Origin of the sequence: Citrobacter sp. Ce006, from assembly GCF_030336535.1 — a bacterium.
Lineage (GTDB): Bacteria > Pseudomonadota > Gammaproteobacteria > Enterobacterales > Enterobacteriaceae > Citrobacter > Citrobacter europaeus.
Window position 1 is genome coordinate 785,194 of sequence record NZ_JAOWDO010000073.1, and the last position, 14,364, is coordinate 799,557.

A 14,364-nucleotide genomic window follows, 5' to 3' on the forward strand; every position below is an offset into this window, starting at 1 on the left:
CAGATCGGTTCAGGTTGTTGAGAATCAAGGCACAACAGTCTGGCAATACGCGCAATCCTGTTTCGGGGGGAGCGCGTATTTTGGGCAGGGGGTTCTATGCAGGACAACACACTACAACTAAGCAACAATACAGCAACCGCCGTACCATTCTCAAAGAAAATACCATTCACGAAATACGATTTTGGCTGGGTATTGCTGTGCATCGGCATGGCAATTGGCGCCGGAACGGTACTGATGCCGGTACAAATAGGTTTGACAGGCATTTGGGTATTCATTGTCGCCTTTATTATTGCCTATCCGGCAACCTATATTGTGCAGGATATTTATTTAAAAACATTATCAGAAAGTGAAACCTGTAATGATTATACTGATATTATTAGTCATTATCTAGGCAAGAACTGGGGCGTATTTCTTGGCGTCATCTATTTTCTGATGATTATTCACGGCATATTTATCTATTCCTTATCCGTGGTTTTTGACAGTGCCTCATATATCAAAACCTTCGGCTTGACCGAGGCCGATCTTTCACAGTCGATAATCTACAAAGTGGCCATTTTTGCCGTGCTGGTCGCCATTGCTTCCGGAGGAGAAAAACTGCTGTTCAAAATCTCCGGTCCGATGGTGGTAGTCAAAGTGGGTATCATCATCGTGTTTGGTTTTGCGATGGTTCCGCACTGGAACTTCGCTAATATCAGCGCATTCCCTGAAGCATCGGTCTTCTTTCGCGACGTGCTGCTGACCATCCCGTTTTGCTTCTTCTCAGCGGTGTTTATTCAGGTGTTGAACCCAATGAACATCGCCTACCGCAAACGGGTGGCGGATCGGGTGCTGGCCACGCGTATGGCAATCCGTACGCATCGGATCAGTTACATTACGCTGATTGCGGTCATTCTGTTTTTCTCTTTCTCTTTTACCTTTTCTATTAGCCATGAAGAGGCCGTTTCGGCCTTTGAACAAAATATTTCCGCACTGGCGCTGGCGGCGCAGGTCATTCCAGGGCAAATTATTCATATCACCTCCACGGTGCTGAATATCTTCGCCGTATTAACCGCATTCTTTGGTATTTATCTGGGGTTCCACGAGGCGATTAAAGGTATTATTCTTAACGTTCTGAGTCGCGTTATTGACGTCGAGAAAATTAATCCCCTGGTGCTTACACTGGGTATTTGCACCTTTATTGTTATCACCCTGGTCATTTGGGTATCGTTTCGCGTCTCGGTACTGGTGTTCTTCCAGTTAGGTAGCCCACTGTACGGGATTGTGTCGTGTATTATTCCGTTTTTCCTGATCTATAAAGTAACGCAACTGGAAAAACTGCGCGGGCTGAAAACCTGGCTCATCCTGCTGTACGGGATCCTGCTGTGCCTGTCGCCATTATTGAAGCTGATTGAATAATCCACGTATACTGCGCCGTCAGCCACTGGCGGCGCTTAATCCACACTCTCCAGTTGATAGCTGCGAATTTTATTCAGTACCGTGGTATGTGATACCCCCAGCGCTTTGGCAATATGCCGCGACGACACATTCTCTTCCACCATCTGTTCAATAAGCTGACGTTCAGCACACAAAACCTGTTCTTTAAAAGGACGTTCTGTCGGTGCCTGCTCAACGGCGGGCAAATTCACCATCCCTAATTCTTCCCGCGTAATAACATCGGATTCCGCCATCAGCATCAGGCGAATAATGGTATTTTCCAGTTCACGCACGTTTCCCGGCCAGCTGTGATGATGCAGGGCATCAAAGCAGGCTTTATCCAGAATGATCCGCCGCTGGAATTCCTTCGCGTATTTCTGCACAAAGTGGCGAATCAGCAGGCTGATATCCTGCGGACGCTCCCGCAAAGGCGGAATAGTCAGTGAAAGTACGTTGATGCGGTAATAGAGATCCGCGCGCAGCAGACGTTGTTCCACCCTCTCTTCCAGATTGGCGTTGGTGGCCACAATAATGCGCACATTGACCGGAATAATTTGCGCCCCGCCAACGCGACGGATCCCGCCATCCTGAAGAACACGCAGTAATTTAGCCTGTAAACTCAGCGGCATTTCACCAAATTCATCGAGAAAAAGGGTGCCTTTATCGGCCATTTCAAACAGCCCTTTTTTGCCTTTACCGTCTGCGCCGCTAAAGGCCCCTTTCTCGTAGCCAAAGAATTCACTCTCCATCAGCGACTCAGGTAGCGCAGAGCAGTTGACCGGAATAAACGGATAAAACCGCCGCTGCCCGGAATTATGGATAGCCCGGGCTAACAGCTCTTTGCCGGTACCCGTATCGCCGCGGATCAGAACAGTGTATTTGCTGTCGGCAATTTTTATCGCCTTTTCGATAAGCAAGTGCATGCTCTGGCTGCTGCAAATAATGTCAGAGAAATAGCGCGGGCGTTCCGGCTCAGACATCGACAGCTCGCTTATCTCTTCGCACAGGTAAGCGACGTTAATAATATCGGTGCGCTGGCTTAAACAGGATTGCACGCAGGAAATATCCTGTAACTGGCGGCACCAGGATTTAATCAGGATCCGTCCAGGCGTGACTTTCATCGAGATGATATTGATATCGCAGCAGGAAAATTCCTTCAGGACATCCTCAACCATCGACAGACGATCAATTGTTTTAATATCCCAGCGTATCGTGACCACATTTGCTCCTGATAGTTAGCAACTGCGAAACAGATATTTCTGTGACGAGAGAAAATCTGACTACATTTTAGACGCTATGGAATAATGTTCTGCCAGAGGACTCACATTGTGGGCGTAAAAACAAAATATAAAAAAACCGGAGCACAAGGCTCCGGTTATTGGGTCATAACCCACGTTTATTGCTGCGGGTTTTCATCCTGGTCAACGGCGAAACAGGCGACCAGTTGACCGCCGTAATCTTTCAACTGTGGCTGAAGCTGGGTACACGGACCAAAGCGACGACGGCAGCGCGCGTTGAACGCACAGCCCGGCGGCGGATTCAGCGGGCTTGGCAGCTCACCGGTCAGCTTGATACGCTCACGACGATCGTCAGGGTTCAGGCGCGGCGTTGCGGAAAGCAGCGCCTGCGTGTACGGATGACGCGGATTATTGAAGATCTGATCCTTCGTTCCTTTTTCCACACAGCGGCCTAAGTACATCACCATCACTTCATCGGCAATGTGCTCAACTACCGACAGGTCGTGGGAGATGAAGACGTATGACAACCCCAGTTCCTGCTGCAAGTCCATCATCAGGTTTAGCACCTGCGCACGAACGGAAACGTCCAGCGCCGAGACCGGTTCGTCGGCAATCACCACGTCCGGGTCAAGCATCAGCCCGCGAGCGATGGCAATACGCTGACGCTGACCGCCGGAGAACATGTGCGGATAGCGATCGTAGTGCTCAGTTTTCAGCCCCACTTTCGCCATCATCGCCAGCGCCTTTTCACGACGCTGCTCTTTGCTCAGCGTGGAGTTGATTAGCAGCGGCTCTTCCAGAATCTGCCCGACTTTTTTACGCGGGTTCAGGGAACCGTACGGGTTCTGGAACACAATCTGGATTTTCTGCCGACGCAGCTTCTGCGCCTGCGGGTCGTGCTTAAGCAGATCCTGCCCCTGGTAATACAGCTCACCGCCGGTCGGAACTTCAATCATTGTCAGCAGGCGGCCAAGGGTGGATTTCCCGCAGCCCGACTCGCCGACCACCGCCAATGTTTTACCGCGTTCTAAGGTAAAGGAGACACCGTCCAGCGCTTTCACCAGGCGTTCCGGGGCGAACATGCCCTTTTTCACCGGGTAGTGTTTTTTCAGGTCAATTGCCTGCAACAGCGGCTGTGGCAAAGCGGCCTTTTGCGTACTCATAGCCCAGGCCTCCCGGCATCATCAAGTGGGTAGTGGCATTTCGACTGACGACCGCCTTCCAGCAGGTTCAGTTCAGGTTCTTCAGCGCGGCATTTGTCGGTCGCATAGGGGCAGCGCGGATTCAGCAAACAGCCGTTCGGGCGGTCATATTTACCGGGCACCACGCCCGGCAACGAAGCCAGACGCGCTTTATCCTGAGCAAACTCCGGCAACGCGCGCAGCAACGCCTGGGTATACGGGTGACGCGGCGCGCGGAAAATATCCTGCGCGGCCCCGGTTTCCACAACCTGCCCGGCGTACATCACGATAATTTTGTGCGCTGCTTCGGCCACCAGCGCCAGATCGTGCGTAATCAAGACCAGCGCCATGTTCTCTTTTTGCTGCAACTCCAGCAGCAGCTCGATGATTTGCGCCTGAATAGTCACATCCAGCGCCGTGGTCGGTTCGTCGGCAATCAGCAGCTTTGGACGACAGGCTATCGCCATCGCGATCATGACGCGCTGGCTCATCCCACCGGACAACTGGTGCGGATATACATCCAGACGCGAGGCCGGATCGGGGATCCCGACCAGCGTCAGCAGGTCAATCGCCCGCTGAATACGCGTTTTTTTGTTGCCGCCCTGGTGCACCTTGATGGCTTCCATAATCTGGTAACCAACGGTATAGCACGGGTTAAGGCTGGTCATCGGGTCCTGGAAGATCATCGCGACTTCCGCGCCCACTAACTGGCGACGCTCTTTCTCTGAGATGCGCTTCAGGTCGCGACCATTAAATTCCAGATTTTCGGCCATTACCCGGCCTGGGTAGTCAATCAATCCCATAATCGCCAGCGAGCTGACGGACTTACCAGAGCCTGACTCCCCAACAATGCCAACCACTTCACCCTGGTTCACACTGTAGCTAATGCGGTCTACGGCGCGGAATTCGGAACCGACATCGCCGAAATGCACCGATAATTTATCTACATTTAATAACGCCATCTCGAACCTCTTACTGCTTCAGTTTGGGATCGAGCGCGTCACGCAGACCGTCACCCATCAGGTTAAATGCCAGCACCGTCAGCAGGATTGCCAGCCCCGGGAAGGTCACGACCCACCAGGCGCTTTGCGCAAACTGCAACACGTCAGAGAGCATGGTGCCCCATTCCGGCGTAGGCGGCTGTGCGCCCATCCCCAGGAAGCCGAGAGCAGCCATATCGAGAATGGCGTTAGAGAAACCCAGCGACGCCTGAACAATCAGCGGCGCAAGACAGTTAGGAAGAATATTGACGAACATCTGGCGCATCGCACCGGCTCCCGCCACGCGGGATGCGGTGACGTAGTCGCGGTTAACTTCCACAAGGACAGCGGCGCGCGTCAGACGTACATAGTGCGGCAATGCCACGAACGTCAGCGCCAGCGCGGCGTTGCCAATCGAGGGGCCAAACACCGCCACCAGCACCAGCGCCAGTAACAGGCTCGGCAACGCCAGCATGATATCGACCACACGCATAATGACGTTATCGACAATCCCGCCAAAGTAGCCGGCGATAAGCCCGAGAATCACGCCCATCAGCAGGGAGAGCACCACCACCAGACAGCCGACCAGCAGCGACAGACGCGCACCGTACATCAGGCGGGACAGCACATCGCGGCCCACATCATCTGTACCAAACAGATGCGCCATGGTACCGCCTTCCTGCCACGCAGGTGGTGCCAGCAGCGCATCACGGAACTGCTCAGCCGGATTATACGGGGCGAGAACATTCGCAAAGACCGCAATCAGGATCATCACCACAACGTACACCAGCCCAACAACCGCACCTTTGTTGCGTTTAAAATAGTGCCAGAACTCCTGCAGCGGAGTCATTGGCACCGGTGCAGCAATAACTTTATTTTCAGTAACCTGTGACATGATGGCCCCTTACTTCTTATGCCGAATACGCGGGTTCACCACGCCGTACAGCAGGTCTACCAGCAGGTTGACGAGAATAATCATCGTCGCGACCAGCAGCACCCCGCCCTGTACCACCGGATAATCACGGCGTTGCAGCGCATCGATCAGCCAGCGCCCCAGCCCCGGCCAGGAGAAGATGGTCTCGGTCAGGATTGCTCCGGCCAGCAGCGTACCGACCTGCAGGCCGATTACGGTTACCACGGGCAGCATCGCGTTACGCAGAGCGTGAATAATGATGACGCGCATACGGGTCAGGCCTTTGGCGCGCGCGGTGCGAATGTAATCCTCGCCCAGCACTTCCAGCATCGATGAACGGGTCATACGCACAATGACCGCCAGAGGAATGGTACCCAGCACCATCGCCGGCAGAACCATATGCGCCAACGCATCAATAAAGTTGCCCTCTTCCCCCCAGATGGCGGTGTCTATCAGCATAAAACCGGTCAGGGGATTGGAGTCATCAAGGAACACCATGTCGCTCACCCGACCGGAAACCGGCGTCAGGTTCCACTGCACGGAAACCAGCATGATCAGCATCATGCCCCACCAGAAGATCGGCATGGAGTAACCGGTCAGCGCCAGGCCAACGGCGGTGTGATCGAAAATAGAGCCGCGCTTCACAGCAGCAAGTACGCCCACCGGAATACCCACCGCAACGGCGAAAATCATCGCACAAACGCCGAGTTCCAGCGTTGCTTTAAAGCGAGGAACGAACTCTTCCCATACCGGTAAGCGGCTTTTCAGCGAGATACCTAAGTCACCATGCATAACCCCCCAGATATAGTGGAGGTACTGCTGCCACATCGGTTTATCCAGACCGAGTTCAGCCAACAGTTGAGCATGACGCTCAGGGGAGATTCCACGTTCACCCGCCATGATCATTACCGGATCGCCGGGGATCATATGGACGAAGGCAAAAGTGAGAAGAGTGATACCGATAAACGTGGGGATGACGAGTCCCAAACGTCGGAGAATGAACTGCAACATAACCCGGATTCTCTCTAATGACGCACGGCCTGGAACCGTGAGTCTGTATTGCTCACAAATCTTATCCCACGCAAACTGCATCGCGGGTAAAGCATTACGCCGGATGGCGCTGCGCTTATCCGGCCTACACAATACCGGGGCGCAGCGCTTCCTTAATTGCTTTTAATTATTCGACAGAAACGTTTTCGAAGTGGTGTTTGCCCAATGGATCAACCACATAGCCTTTCACTTCTTTACGCACTGGTTCGTACACGGTGGAGTGAGCAACAATCAGAGCCGGAGCCTGATCGTGCATAACTACCTGCGCTTGCTTGTACAGTTCAATACGTTTGTTGTGATCGTCAGTCGCACGCGCCGGCTGAATCAGGTCTTCAAACGGCTTGTAGCACCAGCGAGAGTAGTTGGAACCGTCTTTCGCTGCCGCACAGCTGAACAGGGTGGCGAAGAAGTTGTCCGGATCCCCATTGTCACCGGTCCAGCCCATCATCACCGCCTGATGCTCACCCGCTTTGGCGCGTTTCAGATACTCGCCCCACTCGTAGGTCACAATTTTGGCCTGAACGCCAATTTTCGCCCAGTCGGCCTGAACCATCTCCGCCATACGGCGAGCGTTCGGGTTGTACGGACGCTGTACCGGCATCGCCCACAACTCAACGGTAAAGCCTTTATCCTGACCGGCTTCCTTCAGCAGCGCTTTGGCTTTCTCAGGGTCGTAGGTGTAGTCTTTAACGTCGTCGTTATAGCCCCACATGGTCGGCGGGATCAGGTTCTTCGCGGCGACGCCAGCGCCCTGATAAACCGCTTTAATGATCGCTTCTTTGTTCACCGCGTAGGTCAACGCCTGACGGACTTTCACGTCATCAAACGGTTTCTTCTCGGTGTTGAAAGAGAGGTAGCCAACGTTCAGACCGGCCTGCTCCATCAGGTTGATGTTTTTATCCTGCTTCATGCGCGCGATGTCTGCCGGGTTCGGGTACGGCATCACCTGGCACTCGTTCTTCTGCAGCTTGGCGTAACGCACGGAAGCGTCAGGCGTAATGGAGAAAACCAGACGGTCGATCTGCGGCTTGGTGCCCCAGTAACCTTCGAATGCTTTATACAGAATACGGGAGTCTTTCTGATACTGCTGCAGCTGGAACGGACCGGTACCGATAGGGTTCAGATCCACTTTCTCCGGGGAACCGGCTTTCAGCATGTTATCCGCATATTCTTTGGAAAGAATAGAAGCGAAGTCCATCGCCAGGTCAGCCAGGAACGGTGCTTCCGGGCGAGTCAGGACGAACTGAACGGTTTTATCGTCCACTTTTTTCACTTCGGCGATCAGGTCTGGCAGACCCATCCCTTCGAAGTATTCATAGCTGCCGCCGGACACTTTGTGGTACGGGTTCTGGGCATTTTTCTGACGATCGAAAGAGAACACCACGTCATCGGCATTTAAATCGCGCGTCGGTTTGAAATCTTTGTTGTCTTGCCACTTCACGCCCTGGCGCAGGTGGAAAGTATAGGTTTTACCGTCTTCGCTGATTTCCCACTTCTCAGCAAGGCCCGGGATGACTTCAGTTGTACCCGTTTTGAACTCAACCAGGCGGTTATAGATCGGTACGGAGCTGGCATCATAGGTGGTGCCAGAGGTGAAAAGCTGCGGGTTAAAGCCTTCAGGAGATCCTTCTGAACAATAAACCAGAGTTTTAGCCTGTACGCTTGCTGCGACGGTCATGGCCACCAGGCTCAGACCAAGCTTCAGCATCCCTGACTTCTTCAAGGAAATACTCATTCTTCTGCTCCAAATGTGATGTTTGTTGTTTTACCCTTTGCAGTGGGTTTGCACCGCCTGGCCTTTTTTGTTTTTTACCCGGCCGGGTCGGCGTTAAGAGGATGGGGATTCCGTTCACATAAGCGACTGAGTTGCAGTGCGGATTCTCCATGAAATGCCCCTCATGCCCTACAATCTGTCAACAGAATGTGTAAACGTCAATAAGGGAGCCTTGATTTACGCGGAGGATGAGAAATCCCGAACAAAGATAAAAAAAACATTTCTGAAACATTTCCAGCAGGGAAATTTATGCTACGCCCTCTGACTCAGCATAAAAAACCAAACATATTGCAACACTTAGAGTATAAATTTTACGCAGATTATGAAAAATAACTCACATTTTGCTGAATATGTGAGCATGACCTTCTGTGAACGTTAAAACGCACAGGTGAAAATGCTACTTTCAGACATAAGTTCAGACACCTTTCTCAGCGCAAGCTCATACATAAAATCAATAGAAGATGTCACAAAATGGCACGTTATCCTCACTAGCCGACATCATCTCCTCTCGTAAAATCTCACAGCATCATTGAGGGGATGGCGTTCTTCTATAAATATATAAATAAAGCCATTTTTATCTGATGTGATTTCATTCATTGCTGTTACCTCCATTAAATTTTATTCACGGCCAACAACCCGCCGTATCCAAAATTAAATATGAAATGGAGAAATACAATGAGTGACATGATTTTTTATACTGAAGCTAATTTTCAGGGAGAGAGTTTCACTTTATCATCACGTGACACTATTAACTTATTTTTAGTTAAAACGTGGAATTATCGTTCGGCAAAGCTGAATGGCAATAAATTGTTTACTACCGTGACTTTTGAAACCTACGATCCCGTAGGTACCGAGGAGATGTATTTCAATGAAGACATTACCGATTTTACTACTATTATCGGTGACACGGCGAATGTACTCAAAATCAATGCCATTAACTTGCTTAGTAACGATATCATCGTAAGCATGGAATCAACAACAGCCTTTGCAGGATATTGCTCTCAGGGAGACGCCTGGGCTCCAGTTACTACAAATAATACTGGAGTCTGCTATGACCAGTTTTCGACAGAAACTATTCCGGGTACAATGGCAATTATGAATCCGGACAGTTTAACAACACTCAAAATGACTCTGAGCTCATATACCAGACCAATTCGTCTCGCTGAAAAGCTAACAAATACGACAGTTGGAATGGATACACCACTTACGCTCAACTATGATTCAGTCGATAAATCACTCTCTGTCGATTTTACAAGTGATGTTATCACTCTCAGCGTAGATAAATTTGACGATTACCACTTTATGGTGCGCTTCCGCTTCCAGCCCAAGGGCGACATTCATGTTTGTTACTACCCTGGTGACGAGTATCGTGGAGCTATTGATATTCAGCTTGAAAACACTCTGGCAGAACTCCGTGACGCTGATGGAAACTTTATTTATAACTCAGCAAAACTGATTCATGATGTTAACTATCCATTCTATTGGGCGCAAACCACTTATAACCCTGGTGATGTAAATTATGATTTCAGCACCTATAAGAGCCAGGTTATTACCGATGGCGTACCCAATTTAGGCGCTATTTTTGATTCTACGACCTCTAACGCAGTGAGATCCATAGTCAGTGCAAACGTCATTCCGGTTTTCCTACGCCTGACCAATATCACCAACCCGAATGACTGGAAGGGCTTTGTCATTGAGAGCGAGTTTGCAACATCAATGTTAGTGGAAAGCTCGCAGCCGACTGTCTACACCACCTTCTGCTCAAACAATCCAGCCCGAACCCAGCCGGGGATGATGTGCGTCACCTCTTATGAGGACCAGCGCCAGGATTACCGCATTTGTGTCTTACGCTATGGCTCTCTGGATGAAACGGATTCCACTGCGACCTGGAAGGGTACAACATCGGTTAATATTGAATATGCTTCCACTGATACTCTGACCCTGTCGCTGGGTAGTGATGCTCCTGCAGATTGGGTGATTACAGCCGTAACACGCGGTGACGACTGCTGGTACGTTGATCTGAGCGGCTCTGTTCCTGCCTGATAGGCAATCATCTCCTTTTATAAGACGACAAAAGCCTCATCGATTCTCTGATGAGGCTTTTTTATGCTTTCAAACTTATCTCCAGTTCGCATTATAAGGGGCAAAACCTGAGTGAAAATTGGCGCGTTGGCCTCAACAGCCGACATCACATCCTCCCATTAAATCACACAGAATCATTGAGGCAACCGCCTTTTTCTATAAAAATTATAAATAAAATGATTTTTATCGGATGTGATTTCATTCAACTCATCTTTCTCCATTAAATTTGATTCACGGCCAACAACCAGCCGCATCCACAATTAAATATGAAATGGAGAAATATAATGAGCGATATGATTTTTTATACTGAGACCAATTTTCAGGGCACATCCATTACCCTGCCAGTGCATAAAGTATTAGATGTCTTTGAGTATGGTATCTGGGCATTTCGTTCGGTTAAGGTAAACGGGAATAAACTTTTTCTTCAGAGTATTGATGCTGTTCAGGAAAATGAGTATGTTGTTCCTTATCGTTCAGAGCTTTTTATTAATGAGGATGTCAGCGACCTGACAGTACTGACAAATAATATTGAGAACTTATCTGGCGTTTTTGCAATTTCCCTACCTGAAAATGAAATTATTGTCAGCATGGATGTGACTAACAAACTCAATAACTTCAGGACATCTATTGATTCATCTGTTTCGTCATTACCCCATATTAACACGGATTGTTATTTTAATCATACCCAGCAAAACATCCCTGGCGTTATGGTTTTTTTAAACCCGGAAACGCAGCTTTCTGAGTCTACCTCACTGACTGCCGAGGCTACGACGGCAAAATATCCCGATGGCTGTCAATCCAGTTACGATAAATTAGCCAGCGTTACCGTCACTTATTTACCTGAATCAGAGACGATTACCCTAACGCCAGATGTCAGTGTATTGCCCTATACAATTGAGAAACTGAGTGATAACCATTTTATTGTTCACTATGAATACATTGTAGAAAACTACGACCATAGTTTTTTTTACGATCAAGAGGAATATCGCGGTGACATGTCAGTTTTAAGCACTCAGTTCAGCGTGAATTTAAAAGATGATGCAAATAACTGGCTGTACCAATCAGCATCAATTTTTAGTACAGCAAATTCACCGCTGTTTTTTTTCACAACACCTTACCCTACAGATGGCGTAGGTTTTGACTTCAATGAGTTCCGAAACTTGATCACCAATACGGGTGTGGATAATATTCCTGTCGCATTAAACCACACCTCAGCTGCTGTAACCGCAGTTTATACAAGTAATGCCGTGCCGGTTTTTGTGCGCCTGACGAATACAGTAGACGCCGAAAACTGGGAAGGTTTTGTCCTCCAAAGCGAGTTTATTACCGATCTTATCCAATTCAACCCGCGAGATTATACCTCTTTTTGTATGAGCAAACCGGATACCCAGCCTGGCTTGCTGTGCATTGCCCCCTATAGCGCCTCTAAACTTGATTACCATGAATGCAACCTGCGTTATGGTTCGCTGAGTGAGGATGGCTCGACCGTCACCTGGACCGGCGACTGCGGGCTTATCATCGAGAATGCTTCAACCGATGAACTAAACGTTTCACTACTGAATGCCCCGGCTGACTGGGAAATCACAGCGGTAACGCGCGGTGATGACGGCTGGTATGTTGATCTGAGCGGTTCAGCCGTTGCCTGATGGCGCTAAAGCAAAAAACCCTGCTCGTTGAGCAGGGTTTTGAATTTGGTCGGTGATAGAGGATTACTCGCCACTGCGTGGCTCGCCCTGCGGGCCGTTGCTGGCGCAACGTTCTCTCACTACGCTCGAGTCGAACCTCTTGCCCCCGGAGGTTCTCATCCTCGTGGATTCCGGAATGCAAAAAGCCCGCTCAAAGAGCGGGCTTTTCTAATTTGGTCGGTGATAGAGGATTCGAACCTCCGACCCCTTCGTCCCGAACGAAGTGCGCTACCAGGCTGCGCCAATCACCGAATGCGGGGCGCATCTTACTGCTCAGCAGCGCGCCCGTCAATCCCTTAGCATCAAAATGCCATTTGATCGGTGAGAAAGTCAGCAGCCCAATTACTGAGCCTTAACCTTCTTCGCGTCCGGAATGCGGCACCAGTTGTTATTCTCGTTAATACCGCCATTTGGCGAGGTATAACCGAGGCAACCCAAAATAGTGTCGTACAGTTCCACATGACGACGCGGCACCTTCATATCAGCTTCTTGCTTCAGATGTGCAAACGCCTTCGCGTGGTCTGGGTCTTCCAGATATTTGTCTGACATCCACACCATCATAGGAACGCGGAACTGCTCTGGCGGCGCCATTTTACGCGGCGTACCGTGCAGGTGCTCACGCTCGTTAATCGACTCACCGTGGTCGGCGGCGTAGAACACAATCGCTTTCTTATCGCGCAGTTGATCAAACACTTTGGTAATAAAGTGATCAACATAGGTTACCGAGTTATCAAACGAGTTGATCATCTCGGCCTTCGAGCAGCCGCTATCAACATTGACGCACTCCGGCTTCCACTGCGCATATTCGCGGGTGTAGCGCTGAGTGTAGTTAAAATGCGAGCCTTTGGTGTGCAGAATAATCAGATGCTTGTCACCATCTTCATTATTCTGCAAAGACTGCTGCATCTCGGTAATCAGCAGCATATCGTCAACGTTTTTGCCACGGTTACGCGGCTCAGCGCCAATCTGCTCACGGTAAGCGATGTTCTCCGCCATGGTATTACTGTAGAACCACATCTCGCTTTGCATCGCGTAGAGGTCTGTCTTGAACCCTAACTGGCTGAGCACAGCAAAGACGTTTTGTTCCTTCAGGGTACGCTGCGGGTTTTCTTCCGCCCCGCCCTGGCGTACAAACATACAGCGCAGCGAAAGTTTAGTTGCCGTATCGCAGGAATATCCCCGGAATGCGGCCAGATTTTTCTCCTGGGCGAGTCTTGGCGTAGTATTGCGCTCATAGCCAAAAATCCCCATATGATCCCAACGCGTGGTTTCCCCGATAATAAAGACCACATAGGTGTCGTCGAGATTTTTGGGCGCAACGTAGGTGAACTTCTTCGCCGGGTTCATCAGCGATTTGTTGTCTGAAGATTCATCCACCTGTGCCCAGGCGTACAGACCCAGCGCTGAAAGCCAGTTTGACGGCAAATAAGAGTTCGCCACAACCCCGCCATAGCTGGGTAGATCGATCCCCGTTTCACGTTCAACGCTTCTCTGTTGCATGCTCAGCAGGCGAATCGGCGCCCATACCAGCAGGCCAGCTAACAATACTACCCCCACGCTACGCCATCTCATACCCGGCGTACGAATCTGTCTCATCAGGGTATAGCGGCAGCGGTTACTCCAGATCAGCACCAATGGGATAATACTGACCGAAACCAGCCACACGATGAAATGCCAGCCGACGACTTCTTTCGATAAATCAATATCCGTGGTCATAACGGAGGCGATAATGCCGTAGCCAATTACCACGTTCAGGAAGGTCATATAATAACTGGCGCCGGCAGAACACAGCACCACAAAGGTTGCCAGCACACGCCAGGCGCGTCGGCCAAATAACGAGAGAAGTCGGAGTAAAAAGAAGGTCACCAGCACAGTGCCGGCCAATTCAACAACCGCGGAGAGTCCTTTCCAGACGGTAAACTCGTGCGCATATCCGCTAAAGCGACGGAAAAATACGGCACAGTTCATAAACAAACCGATATAGATTGCCAGCAAGAAACTGAGTTTCTGCTGCGTCATCGACTTAATGTATCTCATGCAAACAAACC

At 50.2% G+C, this 14,364-nt stretch carries 11 protein-coding genes, 1 tRNA gene and 1 other RNA gene; 3 read left to right on the forward strand and 10 right to left on the reverse strand.

All coding sequences use genetic code 11. The features are described from left to right. Positions 1–96: 96 nt before the first annotated feature. Positions 97–1,395 carry an aromatic amino acid transport family protein gene (locus OGV94_RS22355; RefSeq protein WP_043018665.1) on the forward strand — a complete coding sequence of 433 codons (1,299 nt, stop codon included), beginning with the start codon at positions 97–99 and terminating at the stop codon, positions 1,393–1,395. A gap of 35 nt (positions 1,396–1,430) precedes the next feature. Here OGV94_RS22355 and OGV94_RS22360 read toward each other — a convergent pair whose 3' ends face one another. From OGV94_RS22360 to OGV94_RS22390, 7 genes are all read right to left on the reverse strand, one after another. Beyond that, positions 1,431–2,633: a sigma-54 interaction domain-containing protein gene (locus OGV94_RS22360; protein WP_221922599.1), complete on the reverse strand. Its 1,203-nt coding sequence runs from the start codon at positions 2,631–2,633 to the stop codon at positions 1,431–1,433. Between the two features lie 176 nt (positions 2,634–2,809). Then, a complete protein-coding gene (gene dppF, locus OGV94_RS22365) occupies positions 2,810–3,814 on the reverse strand; it encodes a dipeptide ABC transporter ATP-binding subunit DppF (RefSeq protein ID WP_043018667.1) in 1,005 nt (334 codons plus the stop codon). Continuing rightward, positions 3,811–4,794, reverse strand: coding sequence for a dipeptide ABC transporter ATP-binding protein (gene dppD, locus OGV94_RS22370; RefSeq protein WP_005133837.1), 984 nt, complete (start codon positions 4,792–4,794; stop codon positions 3,811–3,813). Before dppD ends, dppF begins: the two co-directional genes overlap by 4 nt. A 10-nt stretch (positions 4,795–4,804) precedes the next feature. Further along, the gene (gene dppC / locus OGV94_RS22375; RefSeq protein WP_043018668.1) at positions 4,805–5,707 is read right to left on the reverse strand and encodes a dipeptide ABC transporter permease DppC; all 903 of its coding nucleotides are present in this window, start codon (positions 5,705–5,707) and stop codon (positions 4,805–4,807) included. Between the two features lie 9 nt (positions 5,708–5,716). Next, a complete protein-coding gene (gene dppB / locus OGV94_RS22380; RefSeq protein WP_003837733.1) occupies positions 5,717–6,736 on the reverse strand; it encodes a dipeptide ABC transporter permease DppB in 1,020 nt (339 codons plus the stop codon). A gap of 166 nt (positions 6,737–6,902) precedes the next feature. Further along, positions 6,903–8,510 carry a dipeptide ABC transporter periplasmic-binding protein DppA gene (gene dppA / locus OGV94_RS22385; RefSeq protein ID WP_043018669.1) on the reverse strand — a complete coding sequence of 536 codons (1,608 nt, stop codon included), beginning with the start codon at positions 8,508–8,510 and terminating at the stop codon, positions 6,903–6,905. After that, positions 8,425–8,661 carry a hypothetical protein gene (locus tag OGV94_RS22390; protein ID WP_162267364.1) on the reverse strand — a complete coding sequence of 79 codons (237 nt, stop codon included), beginning with the start codon at positions 8,659–8,661 and terminating at the stop codon, positions 8,425–8,427. Before OGV94_RS22390 ends, dppA begins: the two co-directional genes overlap by 86 nt. Positions 8,662–9,224: 563 nt before the next feature. Between OGV94_RS22390 and OGV94_RS22395 the strand changes: the two genes are divergently transcribed. Together OGV94_RS22395 and OGV94_RS22400 are read left to right on the forward strand one after the other, a co-directional pair. Continuing rightward, positions 9,225–10,592, forward strand: coding sequence for a hypothetical protein (locus OGV94_RS22395; protein ID WP_221922598.1), 1,368 nt, complete (start codon positions 9,225–9,227; stop codon positions 10,590–10,592). Between the two features lie 323 nt (positions 10,593–10,915). Beyond that, complete coding sequence (locus OGV94_RS22400) at positions 10,916–12,277, forward strand: hypothetical protein (protein ID WP_221922597.1); 1,362 nt, start codon at positions 10,916–10,918, stop codon at positions 12,275–12,277. 46 nt (positions 12,278–12,323) lie between these two features. Here the strand turns inward: OGV94_RS22400 and OGV94_RS22405 are convergent. The 3 genes from OGV94_RS22405 to eptB form a co-directional block, all read right to left on the reverse strand. After that, positions 12,324–12,456: non-coding RNA, RtT sRNA (locus OGV94_RS22405), on the reverse strand. Between the two features lie 34 nt (positions 12,457–12,490). After that, a tRNA-Pro gene (locus OGV94_RS22410) sits at positions 12,491–12,567 on the reverse strand. A gap of 91 nt (positions 12,568–12,658) precedes the next feature. Beyond that, positions 12,659–14,353 (reverse strand): kdo(2)-lipid A phosphoethanolamine 7''-transferase, encoded by a 1,695-nt coding sequence (eptB, locus tag OGV94_RS22415; RefSeq protein WP_100193732.1) that lies wholly within the window; start codon positions 14,351–14,353, stop codon positions 12,659–12,661. Positions 14,354–14,364: the final 11 nt, after the last annotated feature.

Excerpts from the sequence above, each read along its gene's own strand:
- OGV94_RS22355 (WP_043018665.1), top strand. The coding sequence starts at position 97 with ATGCAGGACAACACACTACAACTAAGCAACAATACAGCAACCGCCGTA.
- dppF (WP_043018667.1), bottom strand. The coding sequence starts at position 3,814 with ATGAGTACGCAAAAGGCCGCTTTGCCACAGCCGCTGTTGCAGGCAATT.
- dppD (WP_005133837.1), bottom strand. The coding sequence starts at position 4,794 with ATGGCGTTATTAAATGTAGATAAATTATCGGTGCATTTCGGCGATGTC.
- dppC (WP_043018668.1), bottom strand. The coding sequence starts at position 5,707 with ATGTCACAGGTTACTGAAAATAAAGTTATTGCTGCACCGGTGCCAATG.
- dppB (WP_003837733.1), bottom strand. The coding sequence starts at position 6,736 with ATGTTGCAGTTCATTCTCCGACGTTTGGGACTCGTCATCCCCACGTTT.
- dppA (WP_043018669.1), bottom strand. The coding sequence starts at position 8,510 with ATGAGTATTTCCTTGAAGAAGTCAGGGATGCTGAAGCTTGGTCTGAGC.
- OGV94_RS22390 (WP_162267364.1), bottom strand. The coding sequence starts at position 8,661 with ATGGAGAATCCGCACTGCAACTCAGTCGCTTATGTGAACGGAATCCCC.
- OGV94_RS22395 (WP_221922598.1), top strand. The coding sequence starts at position 9,225 with ATGAGTGACATGATTTTTTATACTGAAGCTAATTTTCAGGGAGAGAGT.
- OGV94_RS22400 (WP_221922597.1), top strand. The coding sequence starts at position 10,916 with ATGAGCGATATGATTTTTTATACTGAGACCAATTTTCAGGGCACATCC.
- eptB (WP_100193732.1), bottom strand. The coding sequence starts at position 14,353 with ATGAGATACATTAAGTCGATGACGCAGCAGAAACTCAGTTTCTTGCTG.